Source organism: Burkholderia sp. Ac-20392, assembly GCF_017104585.1.
Classification (GTDB): Bacteria; Pseudomonadota; Gammaproteobacteria; order Burkholderiales; family Burkholderiaceae; genus Burkholderia; species Burkholderia lata.
Map to the genome: position 1 here is coordinate 1 of NZ_JAAGPB010000163.1, position 16,706 is coordinate 16,706.

At 66.5% G+C, this 16,706-nt stretch carries 20 protein-coding genes and 1 pseudogene; 13 read left to right on the plus strand and 8 right to left on the minus strand.

Annotated features, from left to right (window positions below; all coding sequences use genetic code 11):
• From glyA to G3N99_RS19030, 7 genes and pseudogenes are all read left to right on the plus strand, one after another.
• Positions 1-419 (plus strand): annotated as a pseudogene (gene glyA / locus G3N99_RS19000) (serine hydroxymethyltransferase); the annotation flags it as partial.
• 6 nt (positions 420-425) lie between these two features.
• On the plus strand, positions 426-905 hold the full coding sequence (gene nrdR / locus G3N99_RS19005) for a transcriptional regulator NrdR (protein ID WP_006476792.1): 480 nt from the start codon (positions 426-428) through the stop codon (positions 903-905).
• Between the two features lie 153 nt (positions 906-1,058).
• On the plus strand, positions 1,059-1,622 hold the full coding sequence (locus G3N99_RS19010) for a GspH/FimT family pseudopilin (RefSeq protein WP_206123182.1): 564 nt from the start codon (positions 1,059-1,061) through the stop codon (positions 1,620-1,622).
• 44 nt (positions 1,623-1,666) lie between these two features.
• Positions 1,667-2,029: a hypothetical protein gene (locus G3N99_RS19015; RefSeq protein WP_241011739.1), complete on the plus strand. Its 363-nt coding sequence runs from the start codon at positions 1,667-1,669 to the stop codon at positions 2,027-2,029.
• A complete protein-coding gene (locus G3N99_RS19020) occupies positions 2,019-2,852 on the plus strand; it encodes a PilW family protein (protein WP_206123183.1) in 834 nt (277 codons plus the stop codon). The genes G3N99_RS19015 and G3N99_RS19020 overlap by 11 nt, the downstream gene beginning before the upstream one ends.
• 203 nt (positions 2,853-3,055) lie before the next feature.
• Entirely contained in the window at positions 3,056-3,517 is a 462-nt protein-coding gene (locus G3N99_RS19025) for a hypothetical protein (RefSeq protein ID WP_206123185.1), read from the plus strand.
• Positions 3,514-3,960, plus strand: a complete 447-nt coding sequence (locus tag G3N99_RS19030; RefSeq protein WP_206123184.1) for a type IV pilin protein — start codon at positions 3,514-3,516, stop codon at positions 3,958-3,960. The genes G3N99_RS19025 and G3N99_RS19030 overlap by 4 nt, the downstream gene beginning before the upstream one ends.
• 54 nt (positions 3,961-4,014) lie before the next feature.
• Here the strand turns inward: G3N99_RS19030 and G3N99_RS19035 are convergent, their stop codons facing one another.
• The 3 genes from G3N99_RS19035 to G3N99_RS19045 form a co-directional block, all read right to left on the minus strand.
• The gene (locus G3N99_RS19035; protein ID WP_174984245.1) at positions 4,015-4,458 is read right to left on the minus strand and encodes a DUF3318 domain-containing protein; all 444 of its coding nucleotides are present in this window, start codon (positions 4,456-4,458) and stop codon (positions 4,015-4,017) included.
• 43 nt (positions 4,459-4,501) lie between these two features.
• Positions 4,502-4,891: a phage holin family protein gene (locus tag G3N99_RS19040; protein WP_021157159.1), complete on the minus strand. Its 390-nt coding sequence runs from the start codon at positions 4,889-4,891 to the stop codon at positions 4,502-4,504.
• A gap of 123 nt (positions 4,892-5,014) precedes the next feature.
• On the minus strand, positions 5,015-5,317 hold the full coding sequence (locus G3N99_RS19045) for a YqjD family protein (protein ID WP_006494044.1): 303 nt from the start codon (positions 5,315-5,317) through the stop codon (positions 5,015-5,017).
• Between the two features lie 318 nt (positions 5,318-5,635).
• Between G3N99_RS19045 and G3N99_RS19050 the strand changes: the two genes are divergently transcribed.
• A complete protein-coding gene (locus G3N99_RS19050) occupies positions 5,636-6,274 on the plus strand; it encodes a peroxiredoxin (RefSeq protein ID WP_011351087.1) in 639 nt (212 codons plus the stop codon).
• Between the two features lie 150 nt (positions 6,275-6,424).
• Here G3N99_RS19050 and G3N99_RS19055 read toward each other — a convergent pair whose 3' ends face one another.
• Positions 6,425-7,612 carry an acyl-CoA dehydrogenase gene (locus G3N99_RS19055; protein WP_085039561.1) on the minus strand — a complete coding sequence of 396 codons (1,188 nt, stop codon included), beginning with the start codon at positions 7,610-7,612 and terminating at the stop codon, positions 6,425-6,427.
• Positions 7,613-7,923: 311 nt separating this feature from the next.
• Between G3N99_RS19055 and G3N99_RS19060 the strand changes: the two genes are divergently transcribed.
• Positions 7,924-8,715, plus strand: a complete 792-nt coding sequence (locus G3N99_RS19060; protein WP_174939364.1) for an IclR family transcriptional regulator — start codon at positions 7,924-7,926, stop codon at positions 8,713-8,715.
• A gap of 136 nt (positions 8,716-8,851) precedes the next feature.
• Positions 8,852-9,262, plus strand: coding sequence for a GFA family protein (locus G3N99_RS19065; RefSeq protein ID WP_174939366.1), 411 nt, complete (start codon positions 8,852-8,854; stop codon positions 9,260-9,262).
• 204 nt (positions 9,263-9,466) lie between these two features.
• Here the strand turns inward: G3N99_RS19065 and G3N99_RS19070 are convergent, their stop codons facing one another.
• On the minus strand, positions 9,467-10,270 hold the full coding sequence (locus G3N99_RS19070) for an EAL domain-containing protein (protein ID WP_174940668.1): 804 nt from the start codon (positions 10,268-10,270) through the stop codon (positions 9,467-9,469).
• 363 nt (positions 10,271-10,633) lie between these two features.
• Here G3N99_RS19070 and G3N99_RS41945 point away from each other — a divergent pair, with 363 nt between their 5' ends.
• The 3 genes from G3N99_RS41945 (at position 10,634) to G3N99_RS19090 (ending at position 15,433) form a co-directional block, all read left to right on the plus strand.
• A complete protein-coding gene (locus G3N99_RS41945; protein ID WP_241011741.1) occupies positions 10,634-14,167 on the plus strand; it encodes an amino acid permease in 3,534 nt (1,177 codons plus the stop codon).
• A gap of 158 nt (positions 14,168-14,325) precedes the next feature.
• The gene (locus G3N99_RS19085) at positions 14,326-14,802 is read left to right on the plus strand and encodes a DUF3617 family protein (protein ID WP_241011742.1); all 477 of its coding nucleotides are present in this window, start codon (positions 14,326-14,328) and stop codon (positions 14,800-14,802) included.
• A gap of 310 nt (positions 14,803-15,112) precedes the next feature.
• On the plus strand, positions 15,113-15,433 hold the full coding sequence (locus tag G3N99_RS19090) for a DUF1840 domain-containing protein (protein ID WP_174944856.1): 321 nt from the start codon (positions 15,113-15,115) through the stop codon (positions 15,431-15,433).
• A gap of 122 nt (positions 15,434-15,555) precedes the next feature.
• On the opposite strand, the gene G3N99_RS19095 is transcribed toward G3N99_RS19090, so the two are convergent.
• The 3 genes from G3N99_RS19095 to G3N99_RS19105 all read right to left on the minus strand — a co-directional run bounded on the left by G3N99_RS19095 (position 15,556) and on the right by G3N99_RS19105 (position 16,297).
• Positions 15,556-15,714, minus strand: coding sequence for a hypothetical protein (locus tag G3N99_RS19095; RefSeq protein WP_174938278.1), 159 nt, complete (start codon positions 15,712-15,714; stop codon positions 15,556-15,558).
• 45 nt (positions 15,715-15,759) lie between these two features.
• Positions 15,760-16,035 carry a hypothetical protein gene (locus G3N99_RS19100; RefSeq protein ID WP_011356160.1) on the minus strand — a complete coding sequence of 92 codons (276 nt, stop codon included), beginning with the start codon at positions 16,033-16,035 and terminating at the stop codon, positions 15,760-15,762.
• A gap of 76 nt (positions 16,036-16,111) precedes the next feature.
• The gene (locus G3N99_RS19105; RefSeq protein WP_011356159.1) at positions 16,112-16,297 is read right to left on the minus strand and encodes a hypothetical protein; all 186 of its coding nucleotides are present in this window, start codon (positions 16,295-16,297) and stop codon (positions 16,112-16,114) included.
• Positions 16,298-16,706 lie beyond the last annotated feature (409 nt).

Below are 16,706 nucleotides of genomic sequence, written 5' to 3' on the forward strand. Positions count from 1 at the left end.
CGCTGTCGCCGGAATTCAAGGCGTACCAGGAGAAGGTGGTCGAGAACGCACGCGTGCTGGCTGAAACGCTGGTGAAGCGCGGCCTGCGGATCGTGTCGGGCCGTACGGAAAGCCACGTGATGCTGGTCGACCTGCGCGCGAAGCACATCACGGGCAAGGCCGCGGAAGCGGCACTGGGCGCGGCGCACATCACGGTGAACAAGAACGCGATCCCGAACGATCCGGAAAAGCCGTTCGTGACGAGCGGCGTGCGCCTGGGCTCGCCGGCGATGACGACGCGCGGCTTCGGTCCGGCGGAAGCGGAACAGGTGGGCAACCTGATCGCGGACGTGCTGGACAACCCGGAAGATGCGGCGACGATCGAGCGCGTGCGCGCGCAGGTTGCCGAGCTGACCAAGCGTTTCCCGGTCTATCGCTGATCGACGATGCGCTGCCCGTTCTGCCGGCATGACGACACGCAGGTCGTGGATTCCCGCGTGTCCGAAGATGGCGCCGCGATCCGGCGGCGCCGTCGCTGCTCGGCTTGCGACAAGCGCTTTACGACGTACGAGCGGGTCGAGCTGTCCCTGCCGTTCGTCGTGAAGAAGGACGGCAGCCGCACGGAATTCGACCGTCGCAAGATCGTCGCCAGCATGCAACTCGCGCTGCGCAAGCGGCCGGTTGCTGCCGACGCGATCGACGCGGCGGTCGCCCGCATCGAATATCAACTGCTCGCGACAGGCGAGCGCGAAGTGCGTAGCGAGAAGCTCGGCGAACTCGTGATGAACGAGTTGCGCGGCCTCGATACGATCGCTTATGTCCGCTTCGCATCGGTGTATCGCCGGTTCGAGGACGTTTCCGAATTTGCCGACGTGATCGAAGAGTTCCGTCGCGCCTCTCCCGCCAAGACTCCGCGTAAGCGCTGACGCGCTGCGTCCGTTCATCGTCTTCTCCGTTGGGTCAGTTCGCGCCGATTGTGTCGGTCGCGATCGCATGCCGCCAGTCGGCCATTCGGCAAATGGTGCACGTTCACACGCGCCGCTACAGTCGTCGCATCACCTTGGCGAAGGACGGCTGCGATGGGACTGCACGCTCAACCCCTGAAAAACATGTTGCGACGCTCGGGCGGGTTCACGCTCGTCGAGCTGATGGTTGCCGTCTCGCTGGCGGCCGGGCTCGCGCTCTATGCGGCGCCCGCGTTCGACCAGTGGCGCATGCGCGAACGCGTGGATGCACGGTCGCGTGCATTGCTCGGTGCGCTGTCGTTTGCACGTACCGAGGCGACGCGTCTCGGCGTGCGCGTCACGCTGTGCCGGGCCGGGAGCGCCGGCACCTGTCTGCGCGCCGGCGAGCGGTGCGCTCCGGCCGAATGGTCGTGCGACTGGATCGTCGGCGGGCAGGTCGACGGGCAGTCACGCGTGCTGCGGCGCTATCCGCGCGATGTCGAAGTGGCCGTCGCGGGTGCCGCGCACGATCTCGTGTTCGCACCGCCGGTCGGTCAGGCAATCGGTGGCATCCGCCGTTTCGAATTGCGTCCGCGACGCGATGTGCCGGGGGCTGACGACGCGCATGCATCGCGTTGTGTGCGGATCGCGGCAGGCGGCCGGGCGCGGGTGGTCGCTGGCCGCTGCGACGCGGCGTGAGTGCCATGCGCAACGCAATGCGCGGTACGTCGCTGATCGAAGCGATGCTGGCCATCGCGCTACTCGCGACCGTGATGCTGGCCGTGGCGGGCAGTCAGCTTGCGATGGCGCGTGCGCAACGCGCGACGATCTGGCGTGAACGCGCGCTGTGGCTGGCCGATGCGCGTATCGAGCGCTTGCACGTCGCCGCGGAGGCCGACGATGGCCTCGCGGCGCGAGTCGTAGCGTCGCTGCCCGGTGGCGCGATGACGAAAGACGACGGGCCGGATGGCGTCCGCTACACGATTGTCGGCTGGCGCGGCGGCAAGGCGGCTACCGGGGCGCGATGCGAAGCGGCGGGCAGGGCGACGCAGCCGCCGTCGTGTGTCCGGATTCCGTATCGGGAGGCTGACGCCAATGAACGCTGATCGCCGCATGCGCGCGCATACGCTGCTTGAAGTGTTGATTGCGATGGCCGTCGGTCTGCTCGTGCTCGCGGCGGCCGGTGCGCTGTACCACGCGCAGCGCGTCGCACAGCGGCGCGCGGACGACGGGTTCCGGATGCGCGATGCTGCCGGCACCGCACTGATGCTGATCGGCCAGCAGATCCAGATGGCCGGATTCCGGCCGCTCGATGCGGAAGGCGTGTCGTCGTTGCCACCCGTGTTCGGCTGTTCGATGGCACGTGTGAGAGGAGAGGGCGCGCAGGTACGGTGCGAGCCCGTGCGCGCTGCGTCGGACGCTTTGCTGATCCGGTATGTCGGCGATGCCGTGTCGACGTGGCTCACCGTTAGTGGCCAGGTGTCGGATTGCCTCGGGCAGGGCGTCGGCGTGTCCGGTGAACGTGCGCCGGTGGAGAACCGCTTCGATGTGCACACCAGCCCGTCGACGGGCGAGCCTGAACTGTATTGCGAAGGAAACGGCCGTCCGGGTACGCCGCAGCCGGTCGTGTCGGGAATCGATCAGTTGCGGGTGCGCTATCTTCGCAGCGGCGGCACGCAGTTTGTCGATGCCGATGCATTGCGCGGCGACGACTGGCGCGATGTCGTGGCCGTGCACGTCTGCGTGCGGGCGCGCGGCGAACCGGCGGGCGAGCCCGTGCGGCACGTCGACTGCGACGGCCGCCCAGTCGTTGGGCAAGACGGCCGCGCGCGTCTGACGCTCGATCGCATCGTCGCTTTGAGGAATGCTGCGCACGCATCCGACGATACGTCGCGTGATGCCTCGGATGAACGCGGGGTGCGGCGATGAACGGAGCGGAGCAGTACGCGCGGGGGAGGTCGCGACGCGTCGCGGTACGCAATACGCATGAGCGTATCGCGACAAACGGCCACGTGCCGTGGCTCGCTGCAGGTGCGGCAACCTCGACAACGGGCCAGCGAGCGCCGCACATTCGCTCACGGTCAGCCAGCCGTGATCGGCGTCGCGAAGCGGGCCTTGCATTGCCCGCGGTGATCGCAGTTGGCGCAGCGGTCGCGGCGCTGACCGGCACGTGGTTCGAAGCCGCACTGACGGAATCGCGCCGCACGCGCGCGTTGTCCGATCGGCTGGTCGCGTTCCACGCGGCCGATGCCGCACTTGCCGCGTGCACCGCGCGATTGCGCCGGGGTTCGGCGCCGTACATGAGCGAAGGCGAGTCGCATGCGGAGCCCGACGCGTGGCGGCGCACGCCGGCGCTGGCGGCCGCCGAAGCGTTCGCGCCGTTTGCCGGATGGCCGATGGCTGCGCAACCGCCGCGATGCCTGATCGAAGCGTGGCGCGGAGTAGGGCCGGCCGGCGGCCGCGCTTATGTCGTCACCGCGCGTGGCGTGGGTGCACATGCATCGAGTGCCGTCTGGCTGCAGCATCAGGTCGTGATCCGCGACGGACATATCGTCGCCCTGCACTGGCGTCGCATCGCGACGGTGCTTCGATGATCGGTCGCACGTTCGTGTACCGCTCGGCGGGATTCACGCTGATCGAACTGATGATCGTGCTCGCGATTGTCGCGGTGCTGGCCGGATGGGGCATCCCGTCGTATCGCGAGCATGTCGTGCGCGTTCATCGCGCGTCGGCGGTCGCTGCGTTGTACCGGGCGGCCCAATATCTCGAAACACTGGACGGTGCGCCGCCTTCGGCATTGCCGATGGCGCTCACGCAAGCGCCGCCGGACGGGCGCGCGGTCTATCGATTGGCGCTCAGGCGGCCGGACGGCGACGATTCGCCGATAAGTTATGCACTGGAGGCAATCCCGCTCGACACGGGCCCGATGCACGACGATGCGTGCGGTGCATTCACGCTGCGTTCGGACGGGACGAAAGGCAATGTGCGGAGTGATGGAGCCGACGGACAAGTCGCGGCGTGCTGGGGGGCGCGTTGAGTTCGGCGGAAAGGCGCGCCACGGCGCTTGGCCGTGCGCGCAGGATGCTGGCGGTCAGTCGTCGTGCGTGTCGAGCCCCCGCTCGTCGCGGGACTGCTTCCAGATCCGGTAGACCTCCCATGCAGCAAAACCGAGGGTGCCCCACTTCAGCGCGGGCCCCGCGCTTGCGCGCAGCAGCGAGCGAACGGGTTTGGCGAGCACGAGCGATGCGAGCGAGCTCAGCATCGGATACTGGTTGACGAGCTGGCCGAGGCTCGCGTTCAGGTTCTTGGCAGACTGGCTGAACTTGTTGCTGGACAGGCCGGGGACGAACACCTTGAGCCAGCTGAAGCGCGTGACGGCCTGGCGCATTTCGCCGGCGGCCTCCGCGAGTTCGAGCCGCTCGACTTCGGATCGCAGGATCAGCAGTTCCTTGCGGAGCGCGCGATGCTGCGACGCGCTCCAGTTCGATCGCGACGAATGGGAGCGGGGTGAATTGCCCGTGACGTTCTGGCTCATGGCGCGTCGGCGAAGTAGGTGAGAGGGGGGAGCGCGACTGCGTTCACGGCTTGCCGCGGAACAGTTCGCGGTCTTTCTCGAGTTCGGCGAGTGTCGCCTCGAATACGGTCGGCGCATCGCGCAGGCCCGAACGGGCCTTCAGTGCGCAGGCGATCCCGCCCGCGGCATACAGCGCGGTGATCGCCGCGAGCGACTGCCAGCGATAGGTATCCCAGAACGCGATCGCGACGAGTACGGTCAGGCTGATGAGTGCCATCGTCGCGAGCATCATCGCGGCGAGCCCGAGGAACAGCACGCCCATCAGGCGCTCCTTCTCTTCGGCAAGCTCGATGCCCACCAGTTCGAGGCGAGTTTGCAGCAGTCCGATCGCGGAGCCGACGAGGCGGCGCAGCGGTCCTTGGCCGGACGGCTGCGAGGTGGTGTCTGTCGTCATGGGTGAGGTGCGTGCGCGTGCAGTGTGCAGCTAGGACAAAGCCGGCCGGCGGAAACCGCCGGCTGGCTTCGACGCCCGCAGGCCGCACAACGCGGCCAACGGGACGAAACGGCGCAGAGCGCGTTACTTGCGGTTGATCAGCAGGCCGATCAGCACGCCGACGCCGGCGGCGACGCCGATCGACGTCCACGGATGCTCGTGTACGTAATCGTCGGTCGCGCGTGCAGCCTTCTTGCCTTTCTCGACCACCACGACCTGGACGTCGGCTGCCTTTTCCTTGGCCTGCTTCAGGCGCGACATGGCTTTCTCGCGCAGCTCGGCCGCACGGTCGCCCGTGCTGCTCGCAGCTTGCTTGAGCAGGTCTTCGGCGTCCGAGAGAACGGTTTTGATATCCGACATCAGTTTCTCCTTGTTGATTTCCGACATTGCAACTCCCTTCGTGCTGTCATGCTGCAGGTTCACATCGTAGCGAAACGCCTGCCTGCTGGCGAGCCGGGAAGACACACGACGGCAGTGCAAGACCGCATGGTAAACGACTTGTAATCATCAACAGAGCGCCAAACGGGGTGAAAAGTTTCCCGCGTGGCCGCCTGTCCGGCGCCGACACCGGGCAAAAATGACAAAAAAGTATGAATATCAAACGGAATAATCGTTCGCATGCCCCATTGCTTCCCGTAAGCTGACAGACTTTCCCGCGCCGACCCGGGCGCGGTTTCAACCAGCATCGTTCGAGGAGGGAACATCATGAGTCTGCGTCTTGGCGACATCGCACCGGATTTCGAGCAGGAATCGAGCCTGGGCCCGATCAAGTTTCACGAGTGGCTGGGCGACGGCTGGGGTGTCCTGTTCTCCCATCCGGCCGACTACACGCCGGTGTGCACGACCGAACTCGGGCTGACCTCGAAGCTGAAGGGCGAATTCGAGAAGCGCAACGTAAAAGTGATCGCGCTGTCGGTCGACGGTGTCGAGTCGCACAAGGGCTGGATCAACGACATCAACGAAACGCAGTCGACGGTCGTCGGCTTCCCGATCATCGCCGATGCGGACCGCAAGGTTTCGCAGCTGTACGACATGATCCACCCGAACGCGAACGAAACGCTGACGGTGCGTTCGCTGTTCGTGATCGACCCGAACAAGAAGGTGCGGCTCACCATCACGTACCCGGCCAGCACGGGGCGCAACTTCGACGAAGTGCTGCGCGTGATCGACTCGCTGCAGTTGACCGACAACTACAAGGTCGCGACGCCCGGCAACTGGAAGGATGGTGACGACGTCGTGATCGTGCCGTCGCTGCAGGATCCGGAGGAGCTGAAGAAGCGCTTCCCGAAGGGTTTCAATGCGGTGCGTCCGTATCTGCGCCTCACGCCGCAGCCGAACAAGTAAGCATCGGCTGCACATGAACGCGATACCGGGCCGGCGGCCCGGCGCGCGGATCAGATGAAAAACGGCCCGCCCGGCAGTCATGCCGGGCGGGCCGTGTCTTTTGCGCGAGCGCGGCGCCGCGTGGCTGCTGCGCTCGCCGCATCCGGACGATCAGAAGAAGGCCTGGATGCCCGTCTGCGCGCGGCCGAGGATCAGCGCGTGGATGTCGTGCGTGCCTTCGTATGTGTTGACCACTTCGAGGTTCACGAGGTGGCGCGCAACGCCGAATTCGTCGGAGATACCGTTGCCGCCGAGCATGTCGCGCGCGAGCCGGGCGATGTCGAGCGCCTTGCCGCACGAGTTGCGCTTCATGATCGACGTGATCTCGACAGCCGCCGTGCCTTCGTCCTTCATCCGGCCGAGACGCAGCACGCCTTGCAGGCCGAGCGTGATTTCGGTCTGCATGTCGGCGAGCTTCTTCTGAATCAGCTGGTTTGCGGCGAGCGGCCGGCCGAACTGCTGGCGGTCGAGCACGTACTGGCGCGCGGTGTGCCAGCAGGACTCGGCGGCGCCGAGTGCGCCCCACGCGATCCCGTAGCGCGCCGAGTTCAGGCACGTGAACGGGCCGCGCAGGCCGCTCACGTTCGGCATCAGGTTCTCTTCCGGTACGAACACTTCGTCGAGGACGATCTCGCCGGTGATCGATGCGCGCAGCCCGACCTTGCCGTGGATCGCCGGTGCCGACAGGCCCTTCCAGCCTTTCTCGAGGATGAAGCCGCGGATCGCGTCCTTGCCGTTCTCTTCGAGCTTCGCCCACACGACGAACACGTCGGCGATCGGCGAGTTCGTGATCCACATCTTCGCGCCGGACAGCGAGTAGCCGCCGGGCACTTTCTTTGCGCGGGTGACCATGCTGCCCGGATCGGAGCCATGGTTCGGCTCGGTCAGCCCGAAGCAGCCGATCCATTCGCCGGTGGCGAGCTTCGGCAGGTATTTCTGCTTCTGCGCGTCGGAGCCGAATTCGTAGATCGGGACCATCACGAGCGACGACTGCACGGACATCATCGACCGGTAGCCCGAGTCGACGCGCTCGACTTCGCGGGCGATCAGGCCGTAGCTCACGTAATTGAGGCCGGGGCCGCCGTATTCCTCGGGAATCGTCGGGCCGAGCAGGCCGACTTCGCCCATCTCGCGGAAGATTTCGGCGTCGGTGCGCTCGTGGCGGAACGCTTCGGTCACGCGCGGCGCGAGCTTGTCCTGCGCGTACGCCTGCGCGGCATCGCGCACCATCCGCTCTTCTTCGGTCAGTTGCTGGTTGAGCAGCAGCGGATCGTCCCAATGAAAAGTTGCAGCACTCATCGTCTCATCTCCTGTCGACCCGAGTTAGCGCTTCAGCGCTTACTCGGGTCCCATGCTTTGCGGTCGACCCGAGTTAGCGCTTCAGCGCTTACTCGGGTCCCATGCTTTGCGGTCGACCCGAGTTAGCACTTCAGCGCTTACTCGGGTCCCATGCTTTGCGGTCGACCCGAGTCGGCACTTCAGCACTTTCCCGGGCCCCATGCTTTGCGGTCGGTCCCTGATTCAGCCGGGTTTGTTGCCTGAGAGTTTGCTTGACGGAAGTTCCGCTGTGCGGAACAATGTTTTGCAAATCGAACCCAGTGTAGCACCAGATGACACTTTCAACCATCGACGAAACCACGATCGACGAACGCAAGTTCGTCGTCGCGCTCGCGCGCGGGCTCGACCTGCTGCGCGCATTCCGGCCCGGCGAGACGATGCTCGGCAACCGCGACTTCGCGGAGCGCACGGGGCTGCCGAAGGCAACCGTGAACCGGCTCGCCTACACGCTGACCGTGCTCGGCTACCTCCGCTACGACGAGACGCTCGGAAAGTATGCGCTCGACGCCGGCGTGCTGTCCCTCGGCTACGCGCTGCTGTCGGGCTCGGGGACGATCGACCTCGCGCGGCCGCACATGCAGGCGCTCGCACGCGACATCGGCGCGGCCGTGTCGCTCGGCTGCCGCGACGGGCTCGACATGATCTATTTGGAGACGATCCGCAGCGAGACCGCGCTGACGCTCGGGCTTGCGCCCGGCTCGCGGCTGTCGATGCTGACGAGCTCGATGGGGCGCGCGTACCTGGCCGTGCAACCGGAGGACGTGCGCCGCGCGCTCTATGCGGAACTGCATCGCGCGGCCGGCGGCGCGGCCGACGCCGATGCGCTCGTCGCCGCCGCGCAGCAGGCGGTGGCCGAGTTCTCGTCGGGCGGGTGCTGTTATTCGTTCCGCGCGTGGCACATGGACGTCAACGCGGCGGCTGTACCGTTTCGCGAGCCACGCGAAGGGCGCTGGCTGATCCTGAGCTGCAGTGGCCCCGCATCGTCGATGGACGAGGACGTGTTCCGTACGCAGGTCGGGCCGAAGCTGAGGGCGCTTGCACAGCGGCTCGGGCAGACGGCTTGAGCAAGGAACGCGATCGGTAGCGGTGCCGTCGCCGGCACCGGCGATAACGCACGAGAGCGACACCGCCGCCGCCGGTTGTGCCGCGGGCGAACCGCGCGCATGATCGTTCGCCAGCTCACCGACGAAGAGGGTTGCCATGTCTCACGCAGAACCGATGGAAGGCGGATGCGCATGTGGCGCGATTCGATACCGGATCGCCCATGTTCCGACCGACGCCGGTTTTTGCCACTGCCGGCTCTGCCAGCGCACGACCGGCGCGGCGGTCGTCGCGTCGGCATCGGTGCCGATCGACGCGTTCGAATACCTGCAAGGAGAGCCGACGGTCTATGCGTCGAGCGCGTGGGGCGAGCGGCGCTTCTGTGGCCGTTGCGGCGCCCAGCTCGAATACCGGCAAATCGATGCACCCAAGACGGTCGAGATCAATTCCGCGACGCTCGACGAGCCGTCACGGCTGCGTCCGGCCTGGCATGTCTGGTATGGGGATCGCTTCCCGGGCATCGAGATCGGCGACGACCTGCCCAAGTACGACGATGGCGGAAGGGCGTAAGCGGTAGGTAATCGCCGACACCGACTGTGCCGGCAACGAGGCGCATACGCTCCCGCGAAGCCGGTCTTTCCATGGGGCCGGCAACACCCCGCGGGACATCGGGCGACGGGCCAAGCCAGGCGGCCCGATCCCCCGTCACATCACTGGTATTCCACATTCGGCACACGGCGCCACGCGTGTGCGGACGACCTCATCCACTCAGGCTCAGGCCGTCACGACCTTCGCAAACACGGGCCCCTGCATGAACCGCACGTCGTACTGGCGCAGCAGCTCGCACTGCGTTTCGTCGACGACGCCGTCGAAGATCAGCGGAATCCGCACGCGCTGCGCATAGGCGACGAGCGCCTTGACCATCCCGTCGCGCAACGCGATGCCCGCATCCATCTTGATGTAGTCCGGGCGCGCCATCTCCGATTCGACCGCGAGGATGCGGCCCGGGTCGGGCAGCTTGTCCGCGACCTTGAAGCCGTGATGCTGGTAGCTGCGCGTCAGGTAGCCGAGGAAGGTCTTGTGCGCGACCGCTACTGCCGGCAGCTCGATCACGATCCGCTCGGTCGGCAGCCCGAAGCGCTGCAGCACCGACGAGAAATGCTTGCCGTGGTCGTACTTCACGCTCTTCAGCAGCCGTTCGTGCACGCGCAGGAACAGCAGCCCGTGGCGCTGTGCGCCAAAGAAATTGATCGCATGCAGCGCGCGCGACAGGCGGTCGATCGCGACGAGCGTCTGGTCGTCGACGGCCGAGTCGACCGGATCGTGCGGCGCGCCCGTCACCAACGTGACGGCCTGGAAGCCGAGCTCGTCGCCGTAGCGCTCGATCGCGTCGGCGAACGACGTCGATTGCGGCGCGCCGGGCATCGTCACGTCGTAGATCGGTTCGTAGGCGCTGCCGAGCGTGCGCTCGGGCAGGGTCGCGCTTGCGGTGCCGCCATCGGCGAGCGCGAGGTGATCCCGTAGATACGGCAGTTGCCCGGCACGGGCGACCAGCTCGGGAATGGTGGGCGGAATCATCGGCGTAAGAAGGAAAAACGGCGGCCGAACGGGCCGCCTCGTAGCTTGATATTAGCAGCGCCGGCCAAGCTCGGCTTGGCGTTTCGTTCATATGGTTATCCCGTCGTCGACGCTTCGCCTAGGGTTTACGTTGATTTCACTATTCGTAATTGGTTTTACTATTCGTAAATCCAGGATTTGTCGCCGATCAAGAAATGCGGCATGCGGGCGCCGCGAGACGGCGCCGTTACGAATCAACAGGAAGCAAGGAGCGAGACGTGGCGGTTGACAGGAATTGCACGCGGGAGAGCGGCGCGGCACGCCGGCAGGCGACGGGCGGGATGACGGGCGTGCCGACGAGCGCCCGGCAGGGTTGAGGAGCGGATGGCGACCATGAACATCGATTACCAGACGCTGAAGTTCGAATACCGTCCGCGTACGCAGGACACGACCGTGCACCCGGTGATCGTCGTCGGCGCGGGCCCGGTGGGCCTTGCGGCCGCGATCGACCTCGCGCAGCAGGGCGTGCCCGTCGTGCTGCTCGACGACGACGACACGCTGTCGACCGGCTCGCGCGCGATCTGCTTCGCGAAGCGCACGCTCGAGATCTTCGACCGGCTCGGCTGCGGCGAGCGTTTCGTCGACAAGGGCGTGAGCTGGCACGTCGGCAAGGTGTTCCTGCAGGACGAGCAGCTGTACGCGTTCGACCTGCTGCCCGAGGAAGGGCACGCGCGCCCCGCGTTCATCAACCTGCAGCAGTACTACGTCGAAGGCTATCTGGCCGACCGCGCGTTCGAGTTGCCGAACATCGACATCCGCTGGAAGCACAAGGTGACGGGTATCGACCAGTCGGCCGAACACGCGGTGCTGACGATCGAGACGCCGGAAGGCGTCGCGACGCTGCGCGCGCAGTACGTGATCGCGGCCGACGGCTCGCGCAGCCCGATGCGCACGATGATGGGCCTCGAAAGCCACGGCCGTACGTTCAAGGACCGCTTCCTGATCGCCGACGTGAAGATGAAGGCGGAGTTTCCGACCGAACGCTGGTTCTGGTTCGATCCGCCGTTTCACCCGAATCAGTCCGTGCTGCTGCATCGCCAGCCCGACAACGTGTGGCGCATCGACTTCCAGCTCGGCTGGGATGCCGACCCCGTCGCCGAGAAGCAGCCGGAGCGCGTGATCCCGCGCGTGCGCGCGCTGCTCGGGCCGGACGTCGAGTTCGAACTCGAATGGGTGAGTGTCTATACGTTCCGTTGCCAGCGGATGGAGTCGTTCCGTCACGGCCGCGTGCTGTTCGCGGGCGACTCCGCGCACGGCGTGTCGCCGTTCGGCGCGCGCGGCGCGAACAGTGGCGTGCAGGACGCCGACAACCTTGCATGGAAGCTGAAGCTCGTGCTCGATGGCGGTTCCGCCGACAGCCTGCTCGATACCTATGCGAGCGAGCGCGAGTTCGCCGCCGACGAGAACATCCGCAACTCGACGCGCTCGACCGACTTCATCACGCCGAAGAGTCCGGTGTCGCGCGTGTTCCGCGACGCGACGCTGAAGCTTGCGCGCGATTGCGAGTTCGCGCGCAAGCTCGTGAACAGCGGCCGCCTGTCGGTGCCGGCGGTGCTGGCCGATTCGCCGCTGAACACGCCGGACCGCAACGGCGACGCGTTCGCGGGAACGATGCGGCCGGGCGCGGCGGCGGCCGATGCGCCGGGCGGGGCCGGCACGCGCGTGAAGGCGGCCGGAAAGGTAGCCGGGCCGGTTCGCCGTGTTGCGCGAATGCGTGTAAACGGCCGATTCGGCGCATGGCCGCCGGCGTTGTCCGCTTACATGCTGAAAGCGGTGCCGGGCCGCCGTGCGGCCCCTATGGAAGATGCGGACTGGCGCCGCGCCCGTGCGTCGATTAGCTTTAAAGGATCACGCAGCGCGTGGCGCCGGGCGTGCCGGGAGGGGACCATGACCACGTTCCAGAAGGTGTGGCAGTTGCTCGTCGGAAAGCCGCTCGACCCGCTCGATCCGCGCACGCGGCATGCGATCGCCGTGACGCCGCTGCTGGCCTGGGTCGGGCTCGGCGCCGACGGCCTGTCGTCGTCGTGCTACGGCCCGGAAGAAGCGTTCCTCGCGCTGGCGCACCACACGCCGCTCGCGCTGTTCCTCGCGCTCGCGACCGCGGCGACCGTGTTCATCATCGCGCTCGGCTACAACCAGGTGATCGAGCTGTTCCCGACGGGCGGCGGCGGCTATCGCGTCGCGACGTCGCTGCTCGGCTCGAAGCCGGGGCTCGTGTCGGGTGCGGCGCTGCTGGTCGACTACGTGCTGACCGTCGCGACGTCGCTCGCGAGCGGCGTCGACGCGTTCTTCAGCCTGCTGCCGGTGAGCGCGCAGGCGTTCAAGCTCACGACCGAGATCGTGCTGATCCTGCTGATGACGGGGCTCAATTTCCGCGGGATGCGCGAATCGATCATGGTGCTGCTGCCGATCTTCATCGGTTTCGTGATCCTGCACTTCGCGCTGATCGTATACGGCGTCGCCGTGCACGGCAGCAACCTCGCGATGATCGTGCCCGATGCCGTGCACGAGGCGCACGGGATGTCGCAGTCGCTCGGCGTATTCGTGATGCTCGCGCTGCTGATGCGCGCGTTCTCGCTCGGCGGCGGCACTTATACGGGCCTCGAGGCCGTGTCGAACAACGTGAACATGCTCGCCGATCCGCGCGTGCCGAACGGCAAGGTGACGATGTGGTACATGTCGACGTCGCTCGCGTTCACGGCCGGCGGCATCATCCTGCTGTACATGCTGTGGCACGCACGGCCCGTCGAAGGCGAGACGCTCAACGCGGTCGTGTTCGGCAGCGTGATCGACCATCTCGGGCTCGGTTCGGCGTTCGCGCGCCACGCATTGCTCGCGGCCGTGCTCGCGTTCGAGGCCGGGCTGCTGATGGTCGGCGCGCAGACGGGCTTCCTCGACGGCCCGGCCGTGCTGTCGAACATGGCGTCGGATTCGTGGGTGCCGCGCCATTTTCGCGACCTGTCGGGGCGCCTCGTGCGGCAGAACGGCATCATCGTCGTCGGGCTGTCGAGCCTGCTGATCCTCTTGTGGACGCACGGCAGCGTCGACGTGCTCGTCGTGCTGTACAGCATCAACGTGTTCCTCACGTTCAGCCTGTCGCTGCTCGGGCTGTGCACGTACTGGTGGCGCCATCGTCGCGAACAGGGCTGGTTCAAGCACTTCTTCCTGTCGGCACTCGGGCTGAGCGTGACGGCGACCGTGCTCGTTATCACGCTGATCGAGAAGTTCACGGCGGGCGGCTGGCTCACGGTGCTCGTGACGAGCGCGGTGATCGCGCTGTGCTTCATGATCAACCGCCACTACGCCTATACGCGCCTGCAGCTCGCCAAGGAGGATGAACTGTTCTCGGGCAAGCCGCCCGAGATCGACGAGGCCGACGCGCCGGGCAAGCCCGACCCGTTGCAGCCGACGGCCGTGCTGCTGGTCGGCAAGCATCGCGGCGCGAGCATGCACGCGCTGCTGTGGGTCAACCGGCTGTTTCCCGGGCACTTCCGCAACGTGATCTTTCTCGCGGTCGGCGAAGTCGACGCGAAGGCGTACGACGGTCACGAACATCTCGAACGGCTGCGCCATACGATCACCGATTCGCTTGACTACTATGTCGCGCACTGCCGCCGCCACGGCATCGCGGCCGACTACCGGATCGCGTTCGGCACGAATCCCGTCGTCGAATTCATGAACCTCGCATCGTCGACGCTCGACGAATACCCGAACTCGGTGTGTTTCGCGAGCAAGCTGATCTTCCGGCGCGTGAATTTCCTCACGGCCTGGCTGCACAACCAGACGCCCGTCGAGCTGCAGGCGCGCCTGCATGTCGAGGGCAAGCAGATGGTGTTGTTGCCGATGAATGTCGGGTAGCGGGCGGGCAAAGCGGCTCACCTGGCGGATGAAAACGATTCAACCTGACGTATCGCGTCAGATCGTAAGCAATAGAAAACAATTCGCCGGTTTCGTCGGAAAGATTTGGTAAGATTCGCGCGCTTCGAATCAACAACAAATCCTTTCCGAGAGACTTCATGACGATCGCCGCCACGACTGCCACCCGTTTCCTGCGCCACGGCGCGCGCGCATTGTCCGCCACCGTGCTCGCGGGCTTCACCGCTGCGTCCTTTGCGCAGACCGTATCGCCAGGCATCTGGCACGACGACACCGCGTACACGCTGAACGGCAAGCCGCTGCCGCAAGGCACCGATCCGATGCCGGACCAGTGCCTGACCGATGCGGATGCGAAAAACCTGCGCAAGACGATGGCCGCCCGCCTGCAGCGTGACAACGTCCACTGCACGATTACGAACTGGGACTACGCGGGCACGACGCTGAAGGTCGCGCTGTCCTGCGCGAACGAACAGGGGCGCGGCAACGGCACGGTGACGGGCGCAGTCACGCCGACGAGCTACGACCTGAAGGGGCAACTGCACGGGCAGCACGCACAGGCTGGCGCGTACACGCTCGCGTGGACGTGGCGCGGCAAGCGCGTGGGCGACTGCAAGTAACGGGGAGAAGCGGCGCGCATCACACGGTGCGTGCCGCACCCGTCGGCGCCTTCGCCACGGGATTGCGGCCATTCAGGGTCGGTGCGCTTGAATACATCACAATGTGATATAAAATCAAGGCAGGCCTTGGTGGTATCCGGCCTTTACGCCACAAACGAACCCGGCCGCGCGACGCGCGCATCGTGCCGGGCGAACGTCCGGTTCAGAAGAACGGGCGGCGCTTACGCGCAGCGGGATGGCCACCGGGCCTCGCCGCGACCGGCGGCACGATGCGCCGTACGGTTCGCGGCGACGACAAGGGGAAATGACGATGCTGATCACGTTTCGATCCTCCGCCGCACCCGATATCGTGATGTTGCGCGACCTGGCGCAGTATCTGCTGGGGCTGGTCGGCAAGGGGCTCGACGTCCGCGGCGTGATTTCCACCGACGAGCTGCCGGGTGCGATCGCGCGGCTCGAACAGGCCATCAGGGACGATGCGGCGCGCGAACGCGCACACGAGCATTCGACGCAGGCGCTGCGCGACGAGGTGTCGCCGCATGCGGGCGGGCTCGCGCAGCGCGCGTGGCCGCTGCTGGACATGATGCGTGCGGCTCACGAACAGGGGCGGCACGTGATGTGGGGCGTGTAGGCGCGCATCGCGCGTCGCGCTCGCGGTACCGGACCTCCACTGGAAGGCCGGCGGCATGCGCGTCGTTCGACGCGCGGCCGCCGGCCGATTTTTATGCGCGGTGCGGTCGCGTGATGACGCGATTACGGATGATGATGCGGATGCGAGCGTGACGAGCGTCGCGCGGGCCGGTGCAGCAGCCTGTCGCGCGTGCGGTCGCGGCCGCGCCCGGCCGTGAAGAACAGCACCGCGAATACGAGGAGCGCGAGCAGCAAGAGCGTCTGGACGATACCGTGTTCCATGTCGCCTCCAGCATGACGAAGGACGAAGGGCGCCGCGGCCGGCCGTCAGCCGGCGGGCATGAACGTGCCGGCGAGCATCGTGTCGATGAAACGCTTGGCCAGCGCGATCGAGATCCTGAGCGCGTCCGCGTCGTTGCGGAACACGTGATGTTTCGGGTCGAGCAGGTGCGCTTCGTGGCATCCGCTGGCGTCGCGCCACACCACGACGGCGAGCGGCTCGTACAGCGCGCCGAGTTCGAGCCCTTCGCCGGCCACCGGGTCGACGAGCGCGACCGCGCGAATCCCGCACTGGCGATAGGTCAGGCAGAGCGGCGAAGCCATGACGGCCTCCGTGTCGGGCGCCGGTCGTTCCGACCCCGCACGGCGCGTGATCGGACGAATGGGCGCCGGCCCGTGTTCATGTCAGCATCGGCATCGCTTCGATCAGCACGATGCCCAGCAACGCGCCGAGCGCGGCGCCGACCAGCTTCGGATGCCACCGTTCGAGATGCAGCGCCGTCAGCAGCGCGCCGAACAGGATCACGCCCAGCAGCGCGAACGCGATCACGAGGTAGCCCATTTCGAAGTCGCTATTGATCAGCATGATGTCTCCTTCCCCATGTCGGCGTGTCGCGTTCGGCGGAGTGGTGTTCCGCCGACGTCGCACGCACGGATGATCTGCCTGAATTATATATCACAACGTGATACAAAGGACACGCTAGCCCCGAGCAGGATGCACCAGGGCGGTAATGGCGGCGTGGCGACGCCGGTGCGGCACGTGTGGCCGGCTCGCCGCATCGCGCGCAGCTTCGCCGCCGCGCGGCTTGACGCTCGCCGGCACGTCACCCACACTGGTTCGCACGACGGGCACGCGGCGTGTGAGGTGTCACGTGCTCGTCATGCGGATCGAACCATCCGCGCCGGCGCACAGCCGTGGCGCCCGGCAATGAACGCGCGGAGCGCTTCGACGTGGTGCTTTTTCCTTCCGGATGGACCGGCCGCCTGCTCGCCTG

Coding starts and splice junctions, on each gene's coding strand:
- G3N99_RS19070 (WP_174940668.1), bottom strand. CDS start 10,270: ATGATTCCGCCCACCATTCCCGAGCTGGTCGCCCGTGCCGGGCAACTG.
- G3N99_RS19015 (WP_241011739.1), top strand. CDS start 1,667: ATGCTGGCCATCGCGCTACTCGCGACCGTGATGCTGGCCGTGGCGGGC.
- G3N99_RS19020 (WP_206123183.1), top strand. CDS start 2,019: ATGAACGCTGATCGCCGCATGCGCGCGCATACGCTGCTTGAAGTGTTG.
- G3N99_RS19035 (WP_174984245.1), bottom strand. CDS start 4,458: ATGAGCCAGAACGTCACGGGCAATTCACCCCGCTCCCATTCGTCGCGA.
- G3N99_RS19030 (WP_206123184.1), top strand. CDS start 3,514: ATGATCGGTCGCACGTTCGTGTACCGCTCGGCGGGATTCACGCTGATC.
- G3N99_RS19100 (WP_011356160.1), bottom strand. CDS start 16,035: ATGGCTTCGCCGCTCTGCCTGACCTATCGCCAGTGCGGGATTCGCGCG.
- G3N99_RS19055 (WP_085039561.1), bottom strand. CDS start 7,612: ATGAGTGCTGCAACTTTTCATTGGGACGATCCGCTGCTGCTCAACCAG.
- G3N99_RS19095 (WP_174938278.1), bottom strand. CDS start 15,714: ATGGAACACGGTATCGTCCAGACGCTCTTGCTGCTCGCGCTCCTCGTA.
- G3N99_RS19010 (WP_206123182.1), top strand. CDS start 1,059: ATGGGACTGCACGCTCAACCCCTGAAAAACATGTTGCGACGCTCGGGC.
- G3N99_RS19045 (WP_006494044.1), bottom strand. CDS start 5,317: ATGTCGGAAATCAACAAGGAGAAACTGATGTCGGATATCAAAACCGTT.
- G3N99_RS19065 (WP_174939366.1), top strand. CDS start 8,852: ATGTCTCACGCAGAACCGATGGAAGGCGGATGCGCATGTGGCGCGATT.
- G3N99_RS41945 (WP_241011741.1), top strand. CDS start 10,634: ATGGCGACCATGAACATCGATTACCAGACGCTGAAGTTCGAATACCGT.
- G3N99_RS19085 (WP_241011742.1), top strand. CDS start 14,326: ATGACGATCGCCGCCACGACTGCCACCCGTTTCCTGCGCCACGGCGCG.
- G3N99_RS19090 (WP_174944856.1), top strand. CDS start 15,113: ATGCTGATCACGTTTCGATCCTCCGCCGCACCCGATATCGTGATGTTG.
- nrdR (WP_006476792.1), top strand. CDS start 426: ATGCGCTGCCCGTTCTGCCGGCATGACGACACGCAGGTCGTGGATTCC.
- G3N99_RS19050 (WP_011351087.1), top strand. CDS start 5,636: ATGAGTCTGCGTCTTGGCGACATCGCACCGGATTTCGAGCAGGAATCG.
- G3N99_RS19105 (WP_011356159.1), bottom strand. CDS start 16,297: ATGCTGATCAATAGCGACTTCGAAATGGGCTACCTCGTGATCGCGTTC.
- G3N99_RS19040 (WP_021157159.1), bottom strand. CDS start 4,891: ATGACGACAGACACCACCTCGCAGCCGTCCGGCCAAGGACCGCTGCGC.
- G3N99_RS19060 (WP_174939364.1), top strand. CDS start 7,924: ATGACACTTTCAACCATCGACGAAACCACGATCGACGAACGCAAGTTC.